Source organism: uncultured Parabacteroides sp. (assembly GCF_905196875.1).
Lineage (GTDB): Bacteria > Bacteroidota > Bacteroidia > Bacteroidales > Tannerellaceae > Parabacteroides.
This window is the reverse complement of the sequence record NZ_CAJJWO010000040.1, coordinates 1-26,181: the sequence shown is the minus strand read 5'-3', so window position 1 is coordinate 26,181 and position 26,181 is coordinate 1. Positions and strand designations below refer to the sequence as shown.

At 37.1% G+C, this 26,181-nt stretch carries 29 protein-coding genes; 6 read left to right on the top strand and 23 right to left on the bottom strand.

Annotated features, from left to right (window positions below; translation table 11 throughout):
- Positions 1 to 170: 170 nt before the first annotated feature.
- Entirely contained in the window at positions 171 to 392 is a 222-nt protein-coding gene (locus tag QZ076_RS13905; RefSeq protein ID WP_293713936.1) for a DUF4248 domain-containing protein, read from the bottom strand.
- A gap of 246 nt (positions 393 to 638) precedes the next feature.
- Between QZ076_RS13905 and QZ076_RS13900 the strand changes: the two genes are divergently transcribed.
- Together QZ076_RS13900 and QZ076_RS13895 are read left to right on the top strand one after the other, a co-directional pair.
- Complete coding sequence (locus tag QZ076_RS13900; protein ID WP_293713935.1) at positions 639 to 1,100, top strand: HU family DNA-binding protein; 462 nt, start codon at positions 639 to 641, stop codon at positions 1,098 to 1,100.
- Positions 1,101 to 1,209: 109 nt separating this feature from the next.
- The gene (locus QZ076_RS13895) at positions 1,210 to 1,659 is read left to right on the top strand and encodes a glucosaminidase domain-containing protein (RefSeq protein ID WP_293713934.1); all 450 of its coding nucleotides are present in this window, start codon (positions 1,210 to 1,212) and stop codon (positions 1,657 to 1,659) included.
- A gap of 14 nt (positions 1,660 to 1,673) precedes the next feature.
- Here QZ076_RS13895 and QZ076_RS13890 read toward each other — a convergent pair whose 3' ends face one another.
- Positions 1,674 to 1,856: a hypothetical protein gene (locus tag QZ076_RS13890; RefSeq protein WP_293713932.1), complete on the bottom strand. Its 183-nt coding sequence runs from the start codon at positions 1,854 to 1,856 to the stop codon at positions 1,674 to 1,676.
- 89 nt (positions 1,857 to 1,945) lie between these two features.
- On the opposite strand from QZ076_RS13890, the gene QZ076_RS13885 reads away from it, so the two are divergent.
- Complete coding sequence (locus QZ076_RS13885; protein ID WP_293713931.1) at positions 1,946 to 2,260, top strand: hypothetical protein; 315 nt, start codon at positions 1,946 to 1,948, stop codon at positions 2,258 to 2,260.
- A 543-nt stretch (positions 2,261 to 2,803) separates the two neighbouring features.
- Here the strand turns inward: QZ076_RS13885 and QZ076_RS13880 are convergent.
- The 19 genes from QZ076_RS13880 to QZ076_RS13790 all read right to left on the bottom strand — a co-directional run bounded on the left by QZ076_RS13880 (position 2,804) and on the right by QZ076_RS13790 (position 21,785).
- Entirely contained in the window at positions 2,804 to 4,051 is a 1,248-nt protein-coding gene (locus QZ076_RS13880; protein ID WP_293713930.1) for an NAD(P)-binding protein, read from the bottom strand.
- A gap of 5 nt (positions 4,052 to 4,056) precedes the next feature.
- Complete coding sequence (locus QZ076_RS13875) at positions 4,057 to 4,812, bottom strand: glycosyltransferase family 2 protein (protein WP_293713929.1); 756 nt, start codon at positions 4,810 to 4,812, stop codon at positions 4,057 to 4,059.
- Positions 4,805 to 5,884, bottom strand: coding sequence for a glycosyltransferase (locus QZ076_RS13870; protein WP_293713928.1), 1,080 nt, complete (start codon positions 5,882 to 5,884; stop codon positions 4,805 to 4,807). Before QZ076_RS13870 ends, QZ076_RS13875 begins: the two co-directional genes overlap by 8 nt.
- Positions 5,885 to 5,936: 52 nt before the next feature.
- Complete coding sequence (locus tag QZ076_RS13865) at positions 5,937 to 7,121, bottom strand: O-antigen polymerase (protein ID WP_293713927.1); 1,185 nt, start codon at positions 7,119 to 7,121, stop codon at positions 5,937 to 5,939.
- Positions 7,122 to 8,189 carry a glycosyltransferase family 2 protein gene (locus QZ076_RS13860; RefSeq protein WP_293713926.1) on the bottom strand — a complete coding sequence of 356 codons (1,068 nt, stop codon included), beginning with the start codon at positions 8,187 to 8,189 and terminating at the stop codon, positions 7,122 to 7,124.
- Entirely contained in the window at positions 8,182 to 9,081 is a 900-nt protein-coding gene (locus QZ076_RS13855; RefSeq protein ID WP_293713925.1) for an NAD(P)-dependent oxidoreductase, read from the bottom strand. Before QZ076_RS13855 ends, QZ076_RS13860 begins: the two co-directional genes overlap by 8 nt.
- 2 nt (positions 9,082 to 9,083) lie before the next feature.
- Positions 9,084 to 9,512 carry a dTDP-4-dehydrorhamnose 3,5-epimerase gene (locus tag QZ076_RS13850; RefSeq protein WP_293713970.1) on the bottom strand — a complete coding sequence of 143 codons (429 nt, stop codon included), beginning with the start codon at positions 9,510 to 9,512 and terminating at the stop codon, positions 9,084 to 9,086.
- A gap of 2 nt (positions 9,513 to 9,514) precedes the next feature.
- Entirely contained in the window at positions 9,515 to 10,615 is a 1,101-nt protein-coding gene (gene rfbG, locus QZ076_RS13845; RefSeq protein WP_293713924.1) for a CDP-glucose 4,6-dehydratase, read from the bottom strand.
- A gap of 22 nt (positions 10,616 to 10,637) precedes the next feature.
- Positions 10,638 to 11,414 carry a glucose-1-phosphate cytidylyltransferase gene (gene rfbF / locus QZ076_RS13840; RefSeq protein ID WP_293713923.1) on the bottom strand — a complete coding sequence of 259 codons (777 nt, stop codon included), beginning with the start codon at positions 11,412 to 11,414 and terminating at the stop codon, positions 10,638 to 10,640.
- Between the two features lie 6 nt (positions 11,415 to 11,420).
- Positions 11,421 to 12,608, bottom strand: coding sequence for a glycosyltransferase (locus tag QZ076_RS13835; RefSeq protein ID WP_293713921.1), 1,188 nt, complete (start codon positions 12,606 to 12,608; stop codon positions 11,421 to 11,423).
- A 7-nt stretch (positions 12,609 to 12,615) separates the two neighbouring features.
- Positions 12,616 to 14,049: a lipopolysaccharide biosynthesis protein gene (locus QZ076_RS13830; RefSeq protein WP_293713919.1), complete on the bottom strand. Its 1,434-nt coding sequence runs from the start codon at positions 14,047 to 14,049 to the stop codon at positions 12,616 to 12,618.
- Complete coding sequence (locus tag QZ076_RS13825; RefSeq protein WP_293713917.1) at positions 14,034 to 15,146, bottom strand: MraY family glycosyltransferase; 1,113 nt, start codon at positions 15,144 to 15,146, stop codon at positions 14,034 to 14,036. The genes QZ076_RS13830 and QZ076_RS13825 overlap by 16 nt, the downstream gene beginning before the upstream one ends.
- A gap of 472 nt (positions 15,147 to 15,618) precedes the next feature.
- Positions 15,619 to 16,305, bottom strand: coding sequence for a hypothetical protein (locus QZ076_RS13820; protein ID WP_293713915.1), 687 nt, complete (start codon positions 16,303 to 16,305; stop codon positions 15,619 to 15,621).
- Positions 16,274 to 17,080 carry a metallophosphoesterase gene (locus QZ076_RS13815; RefSeq protein WP_293713913.1) on the bottom strand — a complete coding sequence of 269 codons (807 nt, stop codon included), beginning with the start codon at positions 17,078 to 17,080 and terminating at the stop codon, positions 16,274 to 16,276. Before QZ076_RS13815 ends, QZ076_RS13820 begins: the two co-directional genes overlap by 32 nt.
- An 87-nt stretch (positions 17,081 to 17,167) precedes the next feature.
- Complete coding sequence (locus QZ076_RS13810; RefSeq protein WP_293713911.1) at positions 17,168 to 17,890, bottom strand: HAD family hydrolase; 723 nt, start codon at positions 17,888 to 17,890, stop codon at positions 17,168 to 17,170.
- Between the two features lie 6 nt (positions 17,891 to 17,896).
- Positions 17,897 to 18,814 (bottom strand): CDP-alcohol phosphatidyltransferase family protein, encoded by a 918-nt coding sequence (locus QZ076_RS13805; RefSeq protein ID WP_195375011.1) that lies wholly within the window; start codon positions 18,812 to 18,814, stop codon positions 17,897 to 17,899.
- Positions 18,814 to 19,671 (bottom strand): hypothetical protein, encoded by an 858-nt coding sequence (locus QZ076_RS13800; RefSeq protein ID WP_293713909.1) that lies wholly within the window; start codon positions 19,669 to 19,671, stop codon positions 18,814 to 18,816. The genes QZ076_RS13805 and QZ076_RS13800 overlap by 1 nt, the downstream gene beginning before the upstream one ends.
- A gap of 3 nt (positions 19,672 to 19,674) precedes the next feature.
- On the bottom strand, positions 19,675 to 20,376 hold the full coding sequence (locus tag QZ076_RS13795; RefSeq protein WP_293713907.1) for an NDP-sugar synthase: 702 nt from the start codon (positions 20,374 to 20,376) through the stop codon (positions 19,675 to 19,677).
- Between the two features lie 116 nt (positions 20,377 to 20,492).
- Positions 20,493 to 21,785: an inositol-3-phosphate synthase gene (locus QZ076_RS13790; RefSeq protein ID WP_293713905.1), complete on the bottom strand. Its 1,293-nt coding sequence runs from the start codon at positions 21,783 to 21,785 to the stop codon at positions 20,493 to 20,495.
- Between the two features lie 381 nt (positions 21,786 to 22,166).
- Here QZ076_RS13790 and QZ076_RS13785 point away from each other — a divergent pair, with 381 nt between their 5' ends.
- A complete protein-coding gene (locus QZ076_RS13785; protein WP_028730423.1) occupies positions 22,167 to 22,412 on the top strand; it encodes an RNA-binding protein in 246 nt (81 codons plus the stop codon).
- Between the two features lie 109 nt (positions 22,413 to 22,521).
- Positions 22,522 to 23,745: a hypothetical protein gene (locus QZ076_RS13780; RefSeq protein WP_293713903.1), complete on the top strand. Its 1,224-nt coding sequence runs from the start codon at positions 22,522 to 22,524 to the stop codon at positions 23,743 to 23,745.
- On the opposite strand, the gene QZ076_RS13775 is transcribed toward QZ076_RS13780, so the two are convergent.
- A complete protein-coding gene (locus tag QZ076_RS13775) occupies positions 23,742 to 24,119 on the bottom strand; it encodes a hypothetical protein (RefSeq protein ID WP_293713901.1) in 378 nt (125 codons plus the stop codon). The two genes, QZ076_RS13780 and QZ076_RS13775, sit on opposite strands and share 4 nt — an antisense overlap.
- 9 nt (positions 24,120 to 24,128) lie before the next feature.
- Positions 24,129 to 25,154, bottom strand: a complete 1,026-nt coding sequence (locus tag QZ076_RS13770) for an FAD:protein FMN transferase (protein ID WP_293713899.1) — start codon at positions 25,152 to 25,154, stop codon at positions 24,129 to 24,131.
- Positions 25,155 to 25,447: 293 nt separating this feature from the next.
- Here QZ076_RS13770 and QZ076_RS13765 point away from each other — a divergent pair.
- Positions 25,448 to 26,181: phage integrase SAM-like domain-containing protein (locus QZ076_RS13765; protein ID WP_293713897.1), on the top strand; the 734-nt coding region annotated here is incomplete at its 3' end.

Genomic DNA, 26,181 nt, shown 5'->3' with positions numbered 1-26,181 from the left:
TATTTACGCTGCAAAACAGACATTCTCTGCTATATACTCAATCTCCTTTTCATGCGATGTTTATTTAGGGTTTGAAGACAATAGTTTTCAGTCACAAAAACAATTGTATTTGTAATCAAAAACAACTGTTTTTCAAATCAAATACAATTGTTTTTATAGCCATAAATGAATTATGGTTCACCCAGGAAATCAACCATTATTCCCACCTGTAAAGGTGAAAGTATACGACAACCTTTTGTCCATCCTGAACGGATCAGACATTTATATAGCTCCTTGTTTATCAATACCCACTTCGTAAGTCTTTTGGAGGCGGCATGTGGAGTCAGATCGGGGGCATAAAGAACTGCTAATTCCTGCCATCTGTACGTTTTTTGTTGGAATTCATCTTTCATAATACGATGATTTAGAGTGTGATTATTATGCTATAAATATACAAAATAATCCAATTATAAAGGCTTTATTTTCAAAAGAATTCAATGAAAAGTGCCCTTATATTCCCGCCCGGTTCCATCCGGTTCATTTGCCCCATATCCACCTCATATCTTTGTAACGTATTCAAGAGAATAACACCAGTTAACTTCTTCCGAATCCACAACGAATTATTCATCATTCATTATTAATTATTAATTAAAAAAGCTATGCCGTTAAAGTATCGTATCGTCCTCAAAAAGGACATGAGCAAAGGAGCCGCCCAAGGCGCTCAATTGTATTACGGTCAGATCCGTTCGTTGGAAAAGACCAATTTCAAAAAACTGTGTAAACTGGTATCCGGTTACTGCACCGCCAAACCCGGTGAAGTGGAACTGGTTATCGACGGTCTGATCTATGTATTGTGTATGCTGCTCGAGAGCGGCAATGTTATCCAGATGGGCGAGTTCGGCAATTTCCGTATGGTAGCCGGTAGCAAAGGTTCCGCCACCCTGAAAAATTTCGACCCGATGTTGTTCAAGAAAGCCCGTATCGTCTTCACCCCGGGTGCCATGTTGCGCCAACTGATCTCCGAGACCAGTTACGACCGTCTCGACCCGTTCTCCGATCCTGAGGAGAAAGAAGATGGAGAAGGCGGAAGCGGAGAAGATGACAGACCGGTAATCGAGTAATAATGTGCTAATAGGATAATGTGCCAATATGCCAATTGTGGGAACATTTCAAACATTTGGTATTAGCATTGGCACATTGTCATATTGGCAAATTGGCAAATTATTTATTATGACGAAACAAGAATTTACCACCCAGTATTTTCCCCTGGCTCAAAAGGCCGGGGAAGCTTTCCGGATCAATCCGGTAGTGATCCTGGCACAAGCTGCCATTGAAACGGGTTGGGGACAAAGCGATCTTTGTCTTTTATATCATAACTTTTTCGGAATCACCGCCTACGGTAAAAAGAACGTTTGGTGGGCGGGTACCGCTACGCAACTAAGCACGAACTCCCTCTCTTTCCGTACATATCCCGACCCGTTACACTCTTTCATGGACTATGCCCGTCTGATCCGTCACGCCTACACCGCAGCCGCCGACGTCAGCAACAATCCGTCCGCCTTCGCCCTCAAAATCAGTTACAGCAAATATATCAGCGAAGTCAACGGCGACAACCGCGAAGCGTATCGGCGAATGCTGGTTTCGATTTGCCGGTCGATCGGGAAATTAATTAAAAACTAATTCATTCATATCGCTTATTTTTGGAAATCTCTATGAATCCGTTCTAAGATAAGTCTTTTGGATTCTTCCAGAGGCATTCCGTGTTTAAGAGCTTCGGCCCTTGACATATAAGGATAAGATGTTTTGTATGTTACTTCCGGTTCTTTTACCGAAGAAGTGTTATTTTCTACAATGGGATATTCATTCAATTTTTTCATAAGACAATACTTTTACTTGGTTATTATGCAAAGATAAGATAATCCCATTAATCCGTAATCATTTTTCAATCATTAATTTTCAATCAATCATGAATGTGCTCGAAACAATTCTCAGTTTCCTCACCAGTCTTGCCCGGATCATCTTTCCCCGCAAGCGAAAACCGGCAACCGGTGACTGCCCTTGTCCCGATCCATACCCTCGTCCTTTTCCTGATGGCGATCACCCTGCTGTCTCTCCTGATGCAGCAAACGGAAGTGACCCTGACAGCGATCGGAGCGATACTCTCGCTCTCCGGCAGGGCGACTGGGGAACATCCTCCGGTATCCAACCCATAAACATAGTCGGTTATTGCCTGATGGCCGCGGGCGGTATCGGGTGTTTGTATAAACTGTTTGCCGTGTGAGTTGGAAAGATAATTACCTTCTATTTTTCATCATTCTCGACTAGTATTATCAGAAAGAGGAGTGGGAGGATGCAGAAATGGAAGTTTGAGAGTTTAAAGTCTGTTATTTTCTCTTGCTAAGAGAGGGTGACGGGCTTTTTCGGTTATTTTGAGGTAGTTAATTTTTTCATGAGGATCAAAAAGTTATTTCTCTTATCAAAGAAAGGTTGTACCTCTTCTTCTGTCTAGTCAAAAAGGTCATCGTAATCACCTGATTGATGCATATTAAACAACCGTGAAATCAGATGTACATTTTCTTTGGATAGAAAATCCTTCTTTCAAAACTCAGAACCAATTATGTGTATCTCCAATAACCCAATTGGGAATTATCTTCGGCTTCCTGAATAATTTTCTCCTTACCTGTCCAACAGTTGGCCGTTTCCAGCAACTTTACTCAATATCATTAGCTCTGTAGATTCGCTTTCCAGTTCCAAAAGTAGCTTTTATCTCGTTACGTTCTCCCATTTTTTTCCACTTTCAACAACTTGAATTATTCAGGGAACTCTAAATAATCCTCCTCATACTATGAGCTAAAGACCTTGCTTCTATAATATTATCTTCGATAGAACAATATGTCCAACTACCATATCTTCCAATTGAGTATATATTATTGGCAGCTAATAATTGTTTGTACTTATTTAAAGCTTCTGTGCTTTTTTTATTAATATGTACATAAGCAGGATTCATTAAGACTGTCTCGTAATCAATTAATTTTTGAGAAGAAATTATTCCTGCTTTTTTAAGGTCTGTCAATATCCGTTCTAAATAATATGAATTATCTTTTAATTCAGCCTTTTCTGGAAATCCAATTTCTACATATAAAGACATCCTATCACCTCCAATAATATTATCATAATAACCTATCCGATAAAATATAAAATCCTTATTAGGCATATATATCCAATTGTTAATTATATCATCTCCTTTTGAATCAAATCCTAAATTGAAAACAAGTACCTTATTACAAGTGAAAATATCTTGTGGATATTCTACACTGCACTTATCAAGAAGAATGGGAAAAGGCAAGGTTGAAATCAAATTATCATACCTAATCTCACGTTTAGTTGTAAATGCGATCTTGTTATTTACATCAATGCTCTGAAGTTCTTCCTCGATGAATATTTTATCTGAATCTATGTTTTTTACAAGCGAGCTAATATATTCTATTGCTCCTTCTTTTGGATAAGTAAAATGGCTATTATAAGAAGTATTATTAGTTGCTTTGAAGTTTAATATAATTTCCTCTTTATCGGCTTTCGGAAAGAAACGCCCCATAGCATCCATATCAAGGATGTCTAGATTACAAGCATATAATTTTTCATTATAAGGAATAAGAAACTTCTCTGCAATTGATTTACCAAACTTGGCGTAAATCATTTCTTTAAATGTAGAGTAGTTTTCTCCATCAGATACATTAAACAAATCATATAAGCAATCTATTAGTTCTTCTTTTTTAAGTTGATGAATGTTTTTTTGGAAAGGAAAATCTATATATTTTCCATTATATAATATTTGAGTATGCTTTTCTACTTGTACAAGAGCTTTTGGAGATATGTTTTTACAAACAGTTTTTTCTATTTCAGAATCTCGAAAATGGAAAAAATGACCGGAATAATCCCATACATATCCATTTCTCTTAATTGTTCTGCAGTATCCTCCTAATTCACTCTCTTTTTCAATGACAATAAAATCATTCTTTGTGAAATTAGCATAACTAATTCCAGACACACCTGCTCCTATAATTAAATCCATGAAATCTATCTATATTTAAAAAAACCATTAATAGCCCAATTTATGAAATAATAAGTGCTTCTTATCAAACCTAACTTCTCAACTTTATAATATACCATGAATTGGGGTTTCATTACTTTTTTTTTATTTCCGGTTGTACTAGCTGCAAATACACGATACGAAGCTAGAATGTCTTTATTTCCATAAGCGTAATCTATTTTTTTTAGCATAGAAAGCCAGAAAACAAAATCATCTCTCATGCTTTTTAAAGATTCATTAAAAAATATTTCTCCTGTTTTTTCTTTATCAAACATTGCTGTTAAACATGATATAGAACACGTTTTTAATAAACCATTATAATTAACTTTATTAGGTACAATAAAAGGTTTAAGTATTTCTTTATTATTCTCGTTTACACGACGATAAGAAGCATAAACTAGTCCTGCATTTTTACTTTTAATGAGATGCAACTGTTTTTCGAGAAACTGATTGTCTAATAAATCATCAGCATCTAAGAAGCAGATATATCTACCATTTGCATGTTTCAATGCATTATTTCGTGCAGCAGCAGAACCTGCATTAGGTTGCCATATTAATCTAATTCTCTTATCTTTTTGAGAATAATTTTCTACAATCTGTGGACTGTTATCTTTAGAGCCGTCATCTACTATAATCATTTCCCAATTTGGGTATGTTTGTGAAATAACCGACTCTATTGTCTGAGATACATACTTTTCCCCGTTATACATGGGGGTAATGATGGATATTAGTTGATTATTCATTATATGAGGTGGTATATAATTTAATATACTGTTGTACTGTTTTTGAAATATCGAAATCTTTAGATCTTTTTAAACATTGAATTCTTATGCTTTCATAGTAAATAGGATCATTTAGAGATGTTATTTTTTCAGCTAAATCATTTATATCATAATTTTTAAACAACAGCCCATAACCTTTAACAAGTTCTCTAATTCCATCGATATCTGATACAATTACAGGTTTTCCTGCTGCCATTATTTCTAAAGTTGACAAGCCGAACCCTTCATAGTTAGAGGCAAGAAGTCCAATGTTACACATTTTTGCTAACTCGGGTATATCGGAACGTCTACCTAAAAAGTGGATTCTATCTGCAACTCCATATTCTTTAGCTTTTTCTTTGTAAAAATCCACTGTATCTCCAGAACCGACATATAGTAAATGTGTGTTGAAAGGTGTTAGTGATAATGCCTTTATTGGCGTAAGGTGGTCTTTTTGAGAAAAAAATCTTGCAACCATTAATATCAATTTATCATCATTCGTAAAACCTAAATTTTGTCTTGGATGAGGTGATGCATTATGATATTGATTTAAATTGATTCCATTATATATAGCATAAGTCTTATTTGAAGTTTTCGCCCATTTATCCAAGCAATTTTTAGCTTCAAAGCTAACTGTTGTAATATACCTATATTGTTTATATATGAATGTTTCAATTAATCTTAACCAATATTTAGATCTACGACGATTATAGCTTGAATGTTCCGTAGTTATCATTATTGGAACTTTGAATATTAATAATTTAGCTATAGCTGCGAAATATTGTGTGGGAAAGAGATGAATATGGATAATATCATATTTTTTTAAATATTTTCTTATTATAAAGATATTCAATGGATTATATATACAATTAAACTTTCCTGTATGAATTTTTATACCTTTTTCTTCAAAAATCGGTTTCAATTTTACTTTATTTTTATCGAGAACCAATAACTCCACATCAATATTATTATTTTTCAGTAAAGGAAGCAATTCATATAAAAAAGTTTCAAGCCCTCCTTCTTCAAGAGTATTTGTGATATGTAATATTTTCATAGAGAAATTATTAATGAGAACTTATTAATCAATGATGTTATGAGTGTTTATGTTACTTACTTCTTAATGTGATTTTTAGATATAATAGCATTGAGAAAAAGATCATCTGAATACTGATAGAAAAAAAAGTGAAGATATAATCTGCAAAGAATGTTAGGAATAACCAATAAAAAAATAAAGCATAAATTAGAACAAAAACTCTAATATTTCTTTTGGTAAAATTGAATAATTGCCCCCAGACTATCCCCAATAATGATGAGAAGAAGAATATACCTAAATAGCCAAAATCAATATAAAAAGTTTGCATGACAGTAAAAACATTTGTCGGCAAAGGAACATTAACCCACCATGAATCAACTTGATATTGTTTTATTCCGATATTTACACCTACTGCGTCGAATATTCTAAATAAAGCAGCAAAAGTCATGCTTCCTGGGAATCCGCCAGATACTACAAATTCAGAATTTAGTACCATGTCGAAAGCAGGAAGGGGAGATAATATATATATAAGTAAATAATTAATTAATGTTGTATCTTCGGCATCATTTCTAAATATAACAACGGCACTCATAAGAAATATGCATCCTGAAATTATAGTAATGAATATCTTTTTATTTAATTTATTTTTAAATTGTAAAATGTAGATTGTTGCAAACATTAATTGAGCTATTGTTCCCTTATTGCCTTGGAATAAGATTAGAATCAAATATAATATACATAGAACCTTAAATTTGTTTGAATAATTTATATTCTTTTCTAACAAATAGCATATAATAAAAACAATACCAAAAGTGAATATATACATCAAAAAAGAAATAGAGGTAGGTAACTCATGATTAATAGAAAGCATCCGAATAGTTCCTGCTATACTATCACTCCCTTGTGAAATTTTATAAAGCAGAAATATAAGTAATGTACTAGTTATAAGCATTATATTCAAGAGTGCTTTAATCCGATTTGAGTTAGGGAATTCTTGTTTTAGAATTTTAGGGACTTTTAAATTGAATTTCGAAAATAAAGAAGAAAAAATACAAAAAGGAAGAACCCAAAGTAAAAGTGAATAATAAAATTTATTTGAAAGATTATACAGTTCATGTGGCAGATAATTATAAGCTGTAATAATTATAAGCCATAAAGTCGAAGTTATAAAAGAAGGACTTGTCCAGTTCTTTTCTAACTTAAAACTAATAAATGAAAATAAGCTAAATAATAATATGACTATTTGTGGTAAATACATCTATTTATTTTTCAAAAATAGGATCCTATTGAACCAGTTAAAGTTTAATATATATAATAAAGTTAGAGTTTTCACCTTTACATAAAAAGGTAATTTCATATACATATATATAAAAATAGGAGTTAAAGTTTTACATTTGAGTTGTATAACTTGCTTAAATGATAAATTGGTAGATAATAGATGTTTTAATGTTCTTTCTAAAATTTCATTATTAACGTTTGGGAAACGGTAAATGGCATAAGCATTAGATAAACTTTGATATAATATGGATACTATTATAGTGTCAACAAGTAAACTATGTTCATATTCATTTATGAGTTTTATTTTATTTCTTATTATCTCAACCATTTGATTACACAAAAATTCATTGAATGAATTTCTGTGTGTTCCCATAGCAGAATCTTCATTCATATAATAATGATATGTTTCATCAGATGATAAAAAGCAAGATTTTGTTTTTAATATTACTTTAAAAGTGAATAATTCGTCTTCATTTAAGTGAGTCGGTTCACATAATATGTTATTATTTCTTAGAAAACTTACACTATAGAGCTTGTTCCATGTTGTTATATTTAAGTGATTCTTTTTCAGGTAAACGTAATTAGACAATGAAGATTCTCCTTGTATCAGTTCATCTTTATATTTATTAAAACATCCTATTACTCGTAGACTTGTGAATCCTTTGAGGATAACAGAGCCAGCAACAAAGTCTACATCTAATTGATTCATTTTACCATATAGCTTACTTATACAATCTGTAGTAATCTCGTCATCACTATCCATAAAAAATAGATATTCCCCTTTTGCATGTTCTATTGCTAAATTTCTTGCATCGCCAAGCCCTATATTTACATCTCGTTTAATAATGCGGATTTCTTTATTCCCTTCATAGTTTGCAATAACTTCATTAATGATTTCCATACTCTTATCAGTACTTCCATTATTTATGATCAAAATCTCTGTGTTTTTAAAATCTTGATTTAATGCTGACACAAAGGCACGCTTTATATATTTTTCTGATTTATATACTGGCATTGAAATAGTAACCATGCAATTGTTATTATCCATAGATGTCCTGTTTTAAGATATTAAGCCCTTCAACTATACTAATCCTTGCTCGCCAATTCAGTATTTCAATGTTCTTAGCTATTGGAGCTACGGCATACATTGTATCTAATTTGCGATAATCCATTCCACCCCATTTGGCTTTGATTTTCTTTCCAAAGATAATTTCCATTAGATCTGCTATTTTTTTTATGGAATGTCCTTCTCCTGTTCCTAAATGGAATTCATAGAAGTTATTAATTAAAATTGCTCGTTTATTTAACAATGTAAGAAAAAAATTTGCTATATCATTTACATGAATGAAATCTAAAATTTGTTCTCCCTTGCTGAATTTTATGGGGCATGGAGCATCCATTGAATCAATCATATAATCTAATACTTTTTTATGTTCATTCTTCTTTCCATAGGGGGAATATATTATAACATTAATCCATTTCCATGTGGATTGGGTTTGATAATATTTAATTATAGGGCGAACAGCGGTTTTACTTGCTGAATAAAGATTATTGGGAAAGTATTCACCAGCTCCATAGAGGTATTCGGAAAAAGTGCCAATATTGATAAAATGGGTACAATCGGTGTGAGAAATTGCTTCTAATAATAGTGTTGTTAGTAATATATTGGTTTCTATAATTTTAAAAGCATTCTGGGCATCACATTTGGTGTTGAATAGAGTAGCCATGTGTAAAACAATATCTGCATTATAAGATATGACTTCACTTCTCCATTCTACATTATTTACAGTTATCAAAGACAATGGAATATTGGGAAACAAAGCTGTAGCTTTATTTTTGTCCCTCACCAACAAGGCTATATCTGTAACACCATTTGAATAAAGATAAGGCACTAATGTTTTTCCTACAAAACCGGTAGCTCCTGTTATTAATATTTTCATGCCTAAAAATTATATGAGATTTCGTCTATTTCTTTTCTATCTGCCTCTTTCGGATCATGTGGCTCTGGGATAATATTCATTAACATAGAAGTTCCTTTATCCATACCACAAAAAGCCAACCATAACCCTGGAGCAATCGTCAAACGCTGATAGTTCTCTTTGGGAGACAATATAATTTCTTCAAATGTTCCTTTTGTGACGCTTTCTTCTCTGCCATCATAAATAATGAATTTAATACGTCCTAGTGGAACAATTAAATTAAGAGTCATACGGTTATGACGTTTCCAGCCTTTCACTACCCCTTCTTCCACTTGTGAAAAATAAGCTTCTCCAAATCCCTTGTATCCCTCATCCGTGCTTTTCAAAGCATGATAAATATCCCCTTTAGGTACAATGATGTGTTTAAGAGGATGCAATGTCACTCCTTCCATTTTTATTTTGTCCAATCGAGATTTTGTTTCTTAGCTTCAGACATATAACTATTTATATGCCTTACGGTTAAGTCATACATACTTGTTGTTTTAGTGACATAATATTCTTTATACCAATCTACAATCATTTTTACACATTGATCATAATGTAAAGTTGACTGCCAATTAAGATAGACCAGTGCTTTATCGCAATTTAGTTTTAATAACGTAGCTTCTTTGAAAGGAATATCATCTGTTAATTTCACCGCATTAGTTTTATCATCTTCCCACAAACGGGCTAAATCTTGTGTTAATTCATAAACAGTCTTTGTCTGTTCTGCACGAGGACCAAAATTATAAGCTTCACCGTTTTCTGATATTTCTTCATATAGATATCTGCCTAAAGTGAGATAACCACTTAATGGTTCTAATACATGTTGCCACGGACGGGTGGCCTTGGGGCATCGGATTTCAACAACTTCATTGTTTGCAAACGCTTTTATACAATCTACTACAATCCGGTCTTTCGCCCAATCTCCACCTCCAATTACATTTCCAGCTCTGGCAACTCCTAATTTTATATTTGATTTATTTTTGATAAATGAATGCCAAAAACATTTTATTACAAGCTCTGCTGCTCCTTTGGAACCGGAATATACATCTTTTCCTCCTATGGAATCATTTTCACGATATCCCCATATCCATTCTACATTATTATATGCTTTATCACTTGTAATCAATACGCAGGTACATTTCCAAGAAATATTCCGAATGGCTTCTAAAACGCATGTTGTACCCATTACATTAGTTTCAATAGTATCAAAAGGTTCTTCATAGGAAGTTGAAACAATGGCTTGAGCTGCTAAATGAAATATAAAATCAGGTTTTATTTCCTGTATATAATCATTCATTTGCTTTTTATCTCTGATATCTCCATAACGATGATGGATTTTTTTGTTTAATTGAATGGTTTCAAATATAGATGGAGTTGTTGGTATATTATTAGCATACCCGTAAACATCTGCACCCAAAACTAGTAACCATGTTGAAAGCCAACTACCTTTAAACCCCGTATTACCTGTAATAAGGACTTTTTTTTCTTTGTATATATTATTAAATGCCATAAATTAGTTTATTATAAGTTTGTTATTCCCAGACTTTCCAAGGAGCTTTGTTATTATCCCACAATTTATTAAATTCAATGTTATCACGAAGAGTATCCATTGGTTTCCAAAATCCCGCATGTTTTATTGCGTGCAATTGTTTATCAAGCAATATTCTTTGGATCGGCTCTTTTTCAAACATTTCATGGTCACCTTGTAAATAATTAAAAATCTGTGGCTCACAAACAAAGAAACCAGCGTTAATCCAAGTTCCCGTATCTGTTGGCTTTTCAATAAAAGATTCAACAATTCCATTTTCCTCATTAATGTTCAAGACTCCTAAACGTCCCCCTGGTTGATAGGCCATCATAGAAAGATATTTACCGGATTGCTTATGTGCTTCAATCAATTTTGAAATATCCACATCGGCTACTCCATCACCGTAGGTTAAACAAAATGTCTCATTTCCTATATATTTTTGAACACGTTTAATTCTTCCTCCAGTCATGGTATCTAAACCTGTATCAATCATTGCCACTTTCCATTTTTCCGAATGATTACTTAAAATATCAATATTGTTATTTGATAAATCAACAATCATATCACTATTGTGTCTGAAATAATTAGCAAAATATTCTTTTATTACGTATTGCTTATAACCACAGCAAATTATAAATTCATTGACTCCGTAATAGCTGTATATTTTCATGATATGCCAAAGAATAGGTTTCCCTCCTATTTCTACCATAGGCTTAGGTATTAAATTGGTCGCTTCGCTCAAACGAGTACCATATCCTCCTGCTAAAATTACTGCTTTCATAAAATATTATTTTTCGATTAAATCACTCCATTGATTAATTATTTTGTCTACAGAAAATTTTTGAGAACTTTCAATTGCTTTTTTTGCCATCAATATTCTCAAACAATCATCTTTCATAAGATTCTCTAAACATTTTGCATAGACATTTATGTTATTATTTGGAAGTATAAAACCATTTACATTATTTTCAATAATATCATGTACACTTTCAAAGCTATCGAACACTAATGGTATTACTCCCATTTGCAAAGATTCCGTTAATGTTAAGCCCCAACCTTCCATGTCCGAAGTCATCATAAATATTGAAGCTTTAGAATAGTATTCTATTATTGATTGTTGTGTACCTTCAAAAGACAATTGCGTTAGTCCTAATCTTTCAGCTTCCTTTTTATAAATATTTTCATCTCTCCCACAACCTACAATAGATAAATGCCAATCACTAAATGTGTTTGTTGACTCTATTATGCTCCATATCTTCAATGCTACTAAAAGCCGTTTTCGATTTTCATCAAGCCGGCTGACTATCAAAACTTCTTTCTTTTTCGTTAATATACTACTGGATGGTAGACAAGAATTTAGAGTCAAGCAATTTCCAATAGCTGTGACTTTATGTATATTTTCTTTTCTAATATATTTCTGTCCCGGTAAACGGAAACGCTGTGATAATATTACTATTTTATCAGCATAAGTGCAGGCTGTTCCAATTTTATGTCGCAAATATTTTTGTATATAGAAACTATACAATGGGAATAATGCTAATTTCACACTAGCTTTGGCTCTTTCTATTCCGCTTCCATTTTTTAATAGAAAAAGCATATAATTTTTAATGCTTCTAATTAGGCTATTGCTTAAATAGTCGTGTTGAACATAAATTACATCAATATGTCTTCGCTCCTTATCAATGACGCGTTGCAAAATTTCTACAGCCATGGGAAGTTGCTGAATAATAATAGTATTGATATTATTTTTTAATATAAGATCAGATAATTGCTTGCTGCCTTCTCTTCTTGATAGTTTAGTTCTTGTGTTAAAAAAAGGACGAATGAAACTTTCATCAATGTCTTTATAATAAGCTAAATGAAATCTGTATTTATTCTTTTTGATTAATTCTTGAACAAGGGTAGTTGTTATACTTTCAATTCCACCTCTTTGTGGAGATATATCATTTTCGTTTATAAATAATATATTTTTCATTAGAATTTTATTTTAGTATAATTTTTTTTAGTAATGATAATCCTTTTATTTTGAATAAATAAGACATACATAAGTAAGATGTAAAAGCTGTTAAACTCCCTATTAATACTTGTATTAGTGGATTTATTAGAACTGATGTAACAAAAAGTATTATTCCACTCATGAAGATACATAGCAGTCCTATGGGAAAAATAATGTAACAATGTTCTTTTATTGTCATATTAGTCAGTACTTTCATTAGGAAATGGGACATAATTAAAAAATCACAAACAGCATAAATCACAAGTCCCCAACACATTATTTTAACTCCAAAAGGCATCGTAATAAATAGTAAAGTAATAGAACTCCCTTTTTTATAAAATTCGGCTTTTAAAGAATAATCACTTCTACCTTTTACATTTAGAACTTGAAGCATTAAAATCATTATCGGAGTCAAGAAATAGGCTAAGCATAAGATTTGAAGCAATTCACTACTTGGAAGCCATTTTTCTCCTAAAACAACAAGGATAAAAGGTTTAGCTATACATAATATGGTCGTCATTAAAGGAAAAATACAATATGCTGTTATGCATATAGCTTTTTTATAAGCATCTAATAATTTCTCATCATCGTTTTGTACTTCGCATAAAATAGGGAACAAAGCCCTGTTTACTATGCTTGAAATATTAATAGAAGGAAATTGTGCAATGGTAGAAGTTCTATTATAATATCCTAATGTTGTGGCAGAAAAACGTTTACCTATGACAAGAGAATATAGATTTAAATAGATTGTATTTAACAAATCAGCAATAAGCAATTTCGATCCAAATCCGAACAATCCTTTAAACGATTCCCAAGAGAAACAGATTTTCGGTATCCATTTGGCTATAATCCACAACAACAAAGTATTCAGAAGGTTATTCAACAGAGCCTGAAAAGCAATCGCCCAAACCCCATAACCTACATAAGCCATATATACTCCGACTGCTCCACTAACCATAACGGCAATCAAAGAGGCAACAGCTTGTAACTTGAAATTTAAGGCAATGGTGAGTTTGGCTCTTTGAACAACAGAAAAGGAGTTAATAATCAGATTTGAACCAACAACTTTAGTAACCAAATCCAATTTAGGCTCGTTGTAAAAATTTGCTAGGAATGGGGAACAAAGATATAATAATACATAGACCACCACTCCCACAACGATATTGAAATAGAATACTGTTGAGAAATCAGTTTCCGTCCTGTCTTGTTTCTGTATCAATGCATTGGAAAAACCACTATCAATAAAAGTTTGAGCAATAGCAAGAAATATCCCGAGCATGGCTATCAAACCATAATCGGAAGGGGATACAAGTCGGGCGATGATAATGGTAAGTATGAACTGAATACCTTGGACGGAGAAACGTTCAACAGCACTCCACATCACACTGTTAGCTACTTTACCTTTTAATAATTCTGACATTTATTCAACTTTCCATCTCTAATCCTATCAAACCATAAATTCAATCTAACCCAAATAATTATATCAGCTATAAGCAATATATTATTATCCACAACAGATACCAGCATGATATTAAGACAGCTAAACACTAGAGCCATCGTCAAGATAAAAACCATTGTTCTGCGCGGATTGAATCCCATATCCAAAAATTTGTGATGTAAATGATTTCTATCAGCTTCAAATAACGGCTTATGATTTCGAGCACGTACTAATACGACCCGAATCACATCAAACATGGGTATTATCAATGTAGAAAAGGCAACTATAATTGCACCTTCTGAATAAGGGGCTCTTTCCGGGTTATAGTTGGTGTAGGAGATTGCTAAAAAGGCTAATATATAACCTAATGTCAAACTACCGGTATCTCCCATAAATATCTTCTTACAGCGATCTACTTTTCCGAATACATTATAATAAAAGAAAGGAAGTAGTACGCCGAGGGTGGAAAATGCAAGTATTGCATAGATCCATTGGTCATAATAAATGTATAGACAACCGAGTGTTAACAGCGATATGCTACTTAGCCCTGAAGCCAATCCGTCGATGCCATCGATCAGATTGATCGCGTTAACAATGAATACAGTTAATAAGATGGTGAAGGGGATACCTAGCCAGGGGGTAAGTTCGTCGATACCGAAAAGGCCATACAGGTTATTGATCCATAGACCGGATAGAGGAATTAGAGAGGCGGCTATGATCTGTACGACAAATTTGCTTCGATAACGCAATCCTACCAGGTCGTCTTTTATGCCTGATAAATACAATAACGTGAGGCCACAGGCCATGAAGTAAAATTCAGGAATTATGAAATGGAGTCTTTCTGCAGGGATTTCATAACCGATAAGATATCTTAAACCGGTGGTGAAAGAGAGTGCAAAAAGGATAGTGGGGACAAAAGATATACCTCCGAGGCGAGGTACTATTCCATTATGGACTTTTCGTTCATTAGGTATATCGAATAATTTTTTTCGGAAGGCAACTACCAGAATACGTGGAATAATCAGCGCTGATAGAATTATTGATATAAGTAAGGATATAGCTATAAGTAGGTAAGCCATTACATTAATACTAGTTGTAAAATACGACAATGTTCGTCAGTCACAGATGTGAGCTGACGAATGAATGACTAAATTAAACGATCGTTTTTTTTAGTCATTATTGTGTGCTTTTTAACAAATTGTATAATTGTTTATTAGGACATGAATATCATGTATTAATGATTTTTTAGTTTGTTGTATATACGAATAAAATGTATACCTTTGCAGTGACTAAAAAAAACGATCGTTTTTTTTAGTCATGTATTTTCAAACCATCTATTTGATATCTAGTTGTTTATTGCGATTTATGGGCGGTATAAAAAGATCGTTTATATATATAAAGGCAAAGATGTATTTATAGATGAAATATGACAATAAGTAGGGCTGTTTTTCTAATGATTTAAAGTAAGAGTTCCGTTTAATATAGGATATTAAATCTTTATCCTATATTAAACGGAACTTTCTGAAAGTGGCCAATGTATAGTATCGGTCGTTATAATATCTGGAACTTCAGGCCGAACGACAGGCTCAGATAGTCTTTCGGTTTAAGGTATTTGTTTCCGAATTTACTGAGAATATACAGGTCGCATGTGCTGAGTTCATAAAACAAGGTGACGGATTTGTGCCATCTTCCCGGATTGTTGAATTTGAAGGTGATACGTTCACCCAGGAAAATATGGGTACGTATCCGTGTCGGGAAAAAATAATATCCGTCAGGGTATTTATTGGGGCTGTGTACCCAATAATCCCTGTCGAGTAGGGTGCTGATATACATGCCTGTTGTCAGTGGCTCGAAATCAATGCTTTTGTGTAAAGGAACCCTCCAGGGTATATAATTTTGTTTCAGAGTAAAAGTGGCCATAGCGTGACGTTTTTTTGCACTTTCCGGGCTCAGGTTGCGTGTCGATTTTGGTACAAACCCAAATAGCAGATCTGTCTCCCAATGATGGCGATAATAATCCCAGCCTAATCCGAAAGAGAACATACCTATGGAGCCTGCAAATTGTATTTTGCTATATCGTGGGATCAGATTCTCCCATAAAGATGTATATCTTTCCACATGCCTTTCATATAAGGTGGAGGTAGGGATACTGTCTTGCGCATCGATACTAAATGAGTAGGATATGAATAAGAATAGTAGGAGGTATTTAGAATTTAATGATTTCATATGAATAGCCATCAGGTGTTATAGTGTAGAGAAGATAAGTTCGTTTTCCTATATTGTCGCAGCAATAGTAAATAATCCCGTCGTTGAACAGGTCGCGTGCCACAAAGTTATGATCGTGGGCATGCAGGCAGAAAAGGGGAGAGGGGAACTCTTTGATCTTTTCCTGAAAGATATCCGCGACATTATTGTTGAACTGATCGCTTCCCGGTGGAACATGCATGACGAAGACGGTATGCTTATCTTTTTCTACCGTATTTTCTAATTGATTTTTAATAAAAGAAAAATTGGGTACAGGGGTTGAATAGTCATATTCAAGCGCATTGGTATTCAAACAGATGAAACGGAGACCTCCACCTGTCCGGAAAGAAAAGTTTTCGCTACCATATAAAGCTTCGTAAACCAGGTCGCCTTTACCGATGATATCGTGATTACCGATTAAGGCGACATAAGGAATCTTTAATCGGGACAGGATCTCATGTTGCAGGAGATATTCTTTTTTGATACCGAAGTCGGTCAGGTCTCCGCCATGAATGACAAAGTCGACCGAGTCGAGTTGGTTGACGTGTTTTACGAAATCCTCTGTTTCATCATACCAGCGTTGTGTATCACCGGTAAAAACAAAACGGATAGTGTCTTTTTCTGCACAGGCTTTTTCAATCCTGGCGATATTGGTAGCGTTGATGTCTTTGTCTTCTTTGTCCGGAATTCTCCCGTCATACGGGTGATAGTCTATCAGGTCGCAGGCGGCGAGCAGGACGAATAGTAATAATGCGAATTTGTTTCTCATAATAAAGCCCTATCTTTTTACAGGCAAAGATAGGGCGACTTTTATGTTAGGAAAAGGTCTCTATTGAACTATTGGTGGTCAAAAAGTCTATATGTCAAAGATTTGTTCCAGTTCTGTAAAATCTGAAATTACGATATCTGCCGTCTCGTCTCCCTGATATTCGTTCCAGCCGATACTTTTCAACCAGATCGTTTTACATCCGATGGAAGTAGCAGGGATGATATCCTTATCGTAGGAGTCACCGATTACGACGATCTCTTCCGCCGGGAGTGCTAATTCTTTTACGCCTAATCCGAAAATGGCGGGATCTGGTTTACGGATACCGACAACTGCCGATTCGATGATCGACTGAAAATAGATATTGAGGTGGAAGTCTTTCAATACAGATTCGATATTCCCGTAAAAGTTAGAAACCAGCACCAGCGGATATTTTTTAGATAAGGCGGCGAGTATGGGACGGGCTGAATCGATCGATCTTCGTGCATACGCATAGCACCAGTCTGCCAGGCGTTGTTTCAGTCCCGGGGTGGCATATTCTTCCGGGAGGAAATCACCCGCTTTGAGCCATTCGATTTGCAGGTCGGTTTTCAGGCGCAACATGTCGAGGAAGGTGTGATGCGGTTGCACGATCGGATTTTTACCTAGTGTCCGTTCTCCATGCACATAAGCTTTACGGAAGGTTTCTTTACTTACCGGTACTTCTTCCGCCTGGTAAGCTTTCCAGATCACTTCGGCCCAATGCATACCGTTGCTGTCGATAGTACCGCCGTAATCGAATATGATCCCTTTTATCTTATCTGATTCTAACATATTATCTTATGATTTTGATTTAAGTTCTTTGGTAAATTCTGCACAGAAATGTTCGTGCGTGTATATCATATATATCAACATCGTATTTAATACAGTCATTTCAAATACGAAATACAGCCACGGCATATCAATAAAAATACTGATGAACAAAGCGATGACACGTGTGTTGAACGACAACATATTCGTGTATTTCATCATCGGGAGGCTCTTTTCCCGGAATGCTTTGCGGAACCACTCCGGAGCTTCGTCATGATATTTGCTGCGGATGATATCCATCATCTTCTGAAACTTCGGTGTTAAGGCTTCCTGGCCGACAGTGTAGTTGATATAGAATGTTTCGAATAGTTTGTAGATGAAATCCTTTTTCCAACTCATTGTCTTGTATTTCTCTTTCAGGGCAGGGGAGTGGGATAATTCGCTTCCGGCCTTTCCCTTCAGGAACAGGAGGTGGATGTTCCGGTAATAGTCGGCCATAGCGGCCTGTTTACTGTGGAAGAATCCGGTGATGGCGGCCAATATCCATATCCAGATACCCCATTCGGGTGTGAGGCGAAGACAGATTGCCGCATAGATAGCTATGAACCAGCAGTCGCCGGCAGTACCGTCGAGTATGCGTCCCAGAGGCGTTTTCTTTCCGGTCATACGGGCCAACTGTCCGTCTGCACTGTCGTAGGAGTTTGCCCAGATAAGCAGTAGCATACCGATTATATTGATTGTCAAGTCCTGGAAGTAGAAACAGATACCTGCTGCAATCCCTATGAATATACTTGCGACGGTAATGGCATTGGGCGATACTCCCAGTTTATTGAAGAACAAAGCCCAGCGATAACCTATCGGACGATAGAAATGAATGTCGATAAACTCTTCCGTGTCCAGAGATTTGAGAGTCGATTCTATATCGGGTTTCTTTTTTGTTTCTTCCATTATTTGTTGATTAAATTGTAGATGCGGCGGGCTATCTGGGGAGCGGCTTCGTCCCGGCAAGGGGCAAAGCTGGGCCAGTCGTTGAAGTCGATCAACCGGGTCGAACCGTCTTCGGATACAATGCAGTCGCCACCGTAAACATGTATATTTAATACTTCGGCGGCCTGGCTACAAAGCTGTTGCAGCTTTGAATCGTCAAACGGAATGCCTTTAGCCGTTCCGTTTATTTGCTCTAAACCGAATTTGCTGTGATGCTGGTTAGAGGGATAGAACCAGTAAAAGAAATCAGTACCGGTTACACCGTAAAACTTAACCAGGTCGCCTACCAGGTGTTCGTTGATAACCGCCGTTTTAATGCCGCGGATAGCGTATTCTTTCAGTATCGTTTTGGCCTCCTCCGGGTTTCTGACATACGTAACGTCTTCCCTGTGGATGGCATGGAAGTCGCCGCGTTTGATCCAACTTGTATAGAAGCCTGCCTCTTCGAGTGCGGCAGTCGGATCTTCATCCGTGCGAAGGATCAGGCTGGCTGGATGTGAGATATTGTTCGACATTAACAGGCGTGTCATTTTCTCGCGCGTACAGTTTTCAATGCCATAACCGGAGTTGATAACGATATATCCCTGATCCTCCATTTGCTGAAGCTTATGGATGGATGTCCAGTTTCTGACCATGTTGAAGATCGCAGTCTCTTCAAAATTTCGGACAATCAGGTCTGATTCAATGTATTCGTTTACTTCACACCCCAAATCGCGCAAATATTGAGCGGTCAGGGAAAAGATGGCGGCATCGTTTCCGATATGATTGGGGGAGAATTGATTTTCCCTGCGGATGCCTGCTATTGTTAGTTTACTCATTGTTTACTGTTTTAAAAACTCTTCGGCTTTTTGGATATCTCCGGCATGGTCGACGTCGATTATTTTACTGAAAGGATAGGCTTTTAGCTGTAAGCCTTCAGCAATAAGCTGGCGTTGATAATTACGCATGCGCGACATTCCCTGTTCGATGGCTTTATTCAAAACCTTTAGCCCGGAACGTCTCAGGCAGTAGATACCACCGGATATGTAAGAACATGCGGGTTCTCCCTGTTTGTCTAAAAAGCCGCGGATCATTAAATCCTTGTCTGTATCTACATATAGGGGTTTTTCATCATCTATAAAATCGGTTACGGCCATCAGTCCGTCCAATTGTTTTTCTTTCAGGAATTCATCGATGTATCCACTGAATTCGTCTTCCTTAAAAATCGTATCGACAGTTGTCAGGCAGATATTGTCGCTGTCCAGGTGATGGCTCAGTTCATAGAAACTATGCATCGAACTGGGAGTCGACTTGACCAGCAGCCGGAAAGGAACCGGAAGTTCCATCCTCTGCAGGTGTTCCTGTACCTCTGTCATTTCTTCGTTTACAATAATACTGATAGATGACGCGTCGTTTTTCAGGAAGACATCGATCAGACGGTCTATAAGAGTGATACCATTTAGTTGCACTAAAGGTTTGGGCCATTTAATACCTTCTTGCACCAATCGGGAACCCTCGCCTGCTGCAATGATTGCATAATCCATATTGTTATAGAATCTGTTTGAATTAAAAAGAGTAATATATGAAAAGAATTTCTTCTTTCTGTGAGAAGGCGGGCTTTTCACGGAAAGAAGAAATCTTTATCTCTGTATGTGTTTTATCAATCCAGATAGCTGGGCTCTTTTTCGCCGATCATGTTACGCAATGTCTGTTTAACCATTCTCCATTGCTGGAACAGGTCATGAACAGGCTGGTGTTCGAAGTCGTGCATCGGGCTCTTGCAGAAGAATGACAACCAGGTTTGGATACCGGACATACCGGCACGCATAGCAAGGTCGCTGAATAATACAAGGTCGAGTGCGATAGGAGCAGCAAGGATAGAGTCGCGGCAAAGGAAGTTTACCTTGATTTCCATCGGGTATCCCATCCATCCGAAGATGTCGATGTTGTCCCATGCCTCTTTGTTGTCTTTACGTGGCGGGTAGTAGTTGATACGTACCTTATGATATACATCGCCATAAAGATCCGGATATTTCTCGGGTTCGAAAATGTTATCGATTACCGACAGTTTGCTGACTTCTTTCGTCTTGAAGTTTGCAGGGTCGTCCAATACTTCGCCGTCGCGATTTCCTAAGATATTGGTAGAGAACCAACCACTGACACCCAGCATACGTGTTTTGAACATCGGGGCCAGTACTGTCTTCATCAGTGTCTGTCCGCTCTTGAAGTCTTTGCCGGAGATAGGAACATTCATCTGTTTGGAGAATTCCCACATAGCAGGCGTGTCTACGCACAGGTTAGGAGCACCCATGATGAACGGAGCACCTTCTGCAATGGCTGCATAAGCATAACACATACTGGGAGAAATGGCCTCCGTATTGTTTTCCTTCATGGCTTTTTCCAATGCGGCAAGCGACATATGTTCTTCTGAAAGAGGGATATAGATTTCTGTACTTGCTGCCCATAATACAGCGATACGTTCGCAGTTGTTGGCGGCTTTGAAATCACGAATGTCCTGGCGAATCTGCTCTACCATATCCCAACGAGTAGCAGCTTGTTTAATATGCGTTCCGTTTAAGCGTTTGGCCCAGTTGTGATCGAAGGCTGCCGGCATCGGCTTAATAGCCTCCAGTTCGTCTTTCACCTTGTTCAGGTCTTTTTCCTTTAAAACTTCTGCATACATGGCGGCTTCATAAGCATTGTCTGCGAATATATCCCATCCGCCGAATACAATATCGTTCAGATCCGCCAAGGGTACAATGTCTTTAATTGCCTTCTCTTCTCCATTTTCCAAACGCATTGTCGCCATTTCTGCGATCGATCCGATTGGTTTGGCTGCCCCTTTACGAGCTGCCAGTGTACCTGTAATCATGGTGGTAGAAACTGCACCACCTACACCCACAACGAGAATACCAAGTTTTCCTTTGGCTTCTTTTACTTCGATTTTTTCCATGTCAATTTAAGTTCAAAAATAATTGTGCAAATTTAGGCCTTCTAATTTGAATTAAAAAGGATAAATATGCGATATAATTGGTCAAAAATACTATAATTTCCATTAACTTGTCCGGATAACGATTTAAAAGTGCTATGCTTTACAAGTCCGTTTTATGTGTTACAAAATTATAAAATACATTTTACTTGACAAATAAATTCGTGATCATGATGATTTATCAAATAAAAATACTTTTCTTTGTCCCATGTGAACAACATAGTTTTCAGAAATAGTTCTTTTATCTCCGATGTAATATTCAAAAATGAATTTATTTTGTAGTAATCGACCTTTCCAAGCTTATTTGTTACAGTTTTTTTATTAATTATTTTATATCATTTTTGTATGAATATTTACATTGGTAACCTGAACTACCGGGTTAGAGAATCTGACTTACAGCAGGTTCTGGAAGAGTATGGAGTTGTAGAATCAGTAAAGTTAATCATTGATCGCGACACTAACAGATCGAAAGGTTTTGCATTCGCTGAGTTTACAAATGAAAGCGAAGCAAGAAATGCAATCAAAGAATTAGACGGTGCTGAATACGAAGGTCGTCAGATGGTTGTTAAAGAAGCGACTCCGAGACGTTGAGTTAGCTTTAGCAAATAAAATATTAAAAGGGATGCGGTAGGTAAAACTTCCGTATCCCTTTTTATTTATGCCGATAATTTCTTACGTTTGCTGCAAATTAAGAAAACAAATGAAAATAATAGGTGTTTCTTTCGTGCTTGCCGGTTTGCTGGCTATACAAACCGTTGCAGCACAGATTCCTGAACGTGTATTCAAATCGGATCACAGGATCGATCCGGATAAGAAGGGGCAACTATCCGTGGAGCTCGATAATATAAGTTTTTTCAAAGACAATGAATATACGGGTTCTATTATGAAGGGATATTCTCTGCCGGGACTTTGGGTTCAGCCGAAAGTGACTTTCTATCCGCTAAGTAACATCAAGCTCGAAGTGGGTGCTCATATGTTGCGTTATTGGGGTGCGACTAAATATCCCAGCCTGGCTTATCAGGATATTGCATCCTGGAAAGGTAACCAGTTTCAGCACGGATTCCATGTACTTCCTTTCTTTCGTGCACAGATGGCCTTGTCGGATCATGTAAATATAGTATTGGGAGATATTTACGGAGGGGCGAATCACAATCTGATCGAACCGTTATATAATCCCGAGCTGAACCTGACAGCCGACCCTGAAGCCGGCCTGCAATTATTATACGATTCCCGCCGGTTCGATCTCGATGTGTGGGTGAACTGGGAGAGTTTTATCTTTCATGGGGATACTCATCAGGAAGCGTTTACGGTCGGTTTGTCTGCGCGGTACAAGTTGAACAATCCGGAATCACGTTTTCATTTCTATGTACCCCTGCAAGGTCTTGCCCAACACCGGGGAGGAGAGATAGATACGATTTACACTAATTCGGTTCAGACTTTGATGAACGGTGCGGTTGGTGCCGGTGCCGTATGGAATACAGGAAATCCAATATTTAAGAATGTCAATCTGGAATTTGACGTAACCGGTTATTACCAGCAAGCCGGTGAATTATGGCCTTATGATAGCGGGACCGGCTTTTATGTTCGCGCCTCGGCCGATATTTATGATTTCCGTGTGAAAACATCCTATTGGAATAGCAATAAGTTCATATCGATGTTCGGTAGCCCTTTCTATGGAGCTGTTTCAACATCCACGGAAGGTGTTACGTTTGACGGACAGAATATGTTCTATCTGGGATTTGAATACTCCCGGAGTTTTGGAAAAGGTTTTTCTATGGGAGTAGATGTCGATATATACCAGCATCTTCCTGTTAACATGTATGAACAAGGAGTTGACGGAATCAGTAAGTCCGGTAGTGCGACGAGTTTTTCTGCCGGAGTTTATTTACGGATAAATCCGTCATTCCTGATCAAAAGCTTTTAATTCAGCTTTGCCTTAGCCTCTTTCTGATAGGATTCGAGCAGGTAGATCGTTTTTGCCAATGAGGGGAATGTCGGGAGGATGACCGGTCTTTCCGGGTCCCATTCCGGATCTTCCGTGATCATGGCAGATAAACTTCCTGCATACATTAATACTGTTTGTGCATCGGTAACGGCCGTTATGATATAACGTTGTTCTGCGGGCAGCAAAACAAAATACCCTTCATTTAGTTCTATGGCCGAAGTTGATGTTTGAGAGTCGATAAGAAGTGTTCCGGAGGTAACAAAAAGTAAGACATTGCCGATCGACTCTGTGTCGTATGCTGTTTCACCTGCTCTAACTTCTTTACATTCAAACTGATTAAAAAAATTCTTCATAAAAAAATATTACTCATTCAGTATTGCTTCAGACTGCCTGTTGGGTAGATATTGGAGCATGCCTTCAGAGTATTCTATCTGATGTTTACCATTTTCATCGGAGTAGATTACATAATATTCAATATCAGGGATGTTTTTGGCTGCCTGACGTGCTTTTTCAAGCCCCATTGCCATGAAGGCCGTTGCGTAGGCATCGGCAGTGATACAGTCATCTGCAACAATAGTTGCGCTTAAGATATTCTGTTCAGACGGGTATCCTGTACGCGGATCGATCGTATGTGCATATTTTTTTCCGTCTTTTACGTAATAATTCCGATAATTGCCTGAAGTGGCTACTCCACCTTTTTTACATAGCTGGACAACCTCTTCTATATCGTTTCTTATTCCGGTGGAATCGTCTTCCGGTTTGTTAATACCGATGCGCCAGCAGTTTCCATTCTGGTTGACACCTTTCATCGTGACTTCGCCGCCAATCTCGACCATGTAGTTCTTAACGCCTTCGCGTTCAAGCAGGCGGGCTATTATGTCGCTCGCATATCCTTTTGCAATGGCTGAACAATTCAGTAAAATGCGGGGGTCTTCCTTCACTACTTTTCGTCCGTCCAGTTTTACTTTCCGGTAACCGACAAACTGTTTGATGCTGTCGATCATCTGTGGGGTGACGCTGTCCATTTTGCTGAAGCCAAATCCCCAAAGGTTTACCAGCGGAGCACATGTAATGTCGAAGACGCCTTCGGAATGATCTGAAACTTCCTTCGCTTTATTGAATACCTCAATAAACCAGTCGTCGGCTTCAACAGGGGCGTTCTGATTCACTTTGGATATGATAGAGTTCGGGTTGAACGGGTTCAATGAAAGATTAAACTTCTGAAATTCAGCGTCAATCTTGTCAGTCAGCAGTTCGGATGCTTCATATTTGACATGGTAGATTGTATGAAATACGGAGCCGCTCTCTTCAAAATATTGTTTCTGGTTTGTGCAAGCAGTGAGAACAAGTATCCATAGGCTTACCAGAAAACCGATTTTCTTATACATCTCTTTTAATTTTAGGTCGGCAAAGATACTAAAAATCTCTGGAAAAGACGAATAAAAAGGGACAAATGTCTTCGTAATGCCTGTCAATAAGGCGTTTGCGAAGACAAATGAGGACAGGCGAAAAATCGAGGTAACGTAAAGGAAAGCGGATTTATGAAGAAGAACGGTCTCCAAATCATTACCCGCCGAATGGTGATTTTTAACACACCGTGTTGTATTTGGCAGCTTGTGGCACAGGTTGGCATATCAAGGTCTAACTCGTTGAGTAATAACTTTGCAAACAAAAAACGAGTATGGCAAGAAGCACATTCAAGGTTCTGTTCTACGTGAACGGCAGCAAGGAGAAAAACGGTATTGTCCCCATCATGGGACGAGTGACAATCAACGGGACTGTGGCGCAGTTCAGTTGTAAGCAGAACATCCCGAAAACGCTTTGGGACGTGAAAGGAAACAAGGCGAAAGGCAAGAGCCGCGAGGCACGAGACATCAACCTTGCCCTTGACAACATCAAGGCGCAAATCATCAAACATTACCAGCGCATTTCAGACCGCGAGGCATTTGTTACGGCTGAGATGGTGCGCAACGCCTATCAGGGAATCGGCAGCGAGTATGAGACGCTGCTAAAAGCATTCGACCGTGAGAACGAAGTGTTCAAGAAACGGGTAGGCAAAGACAGGGTAATGGCTACCTATCGGGCACGTGTACGGGCAAGAAACCATGTAGCCGCCTTTATCAAGTCGTTTTACAGACGCAGCGATATGTCCATGTTGGAACTTACTCCCGATTTCATCAAGGAGTTCGCCGCATACCTCTCGACTGAAGCCGGATTGCGGAACGGTTCGATATGGGCAAACTGTATGTGGCTGAAAGGCGTGGTCATGAAAGCGCATTATAACGGGTTGATACCGCGCAATCCTTTCATCCAGTTTCATATCAGCCCCAATGTGAAAGAACGGGAATATCTGACGGAGGATGAACTGAAAGCGGTCATGACACATGAGTTTGCAGACAGCAAGCTCGCATACAT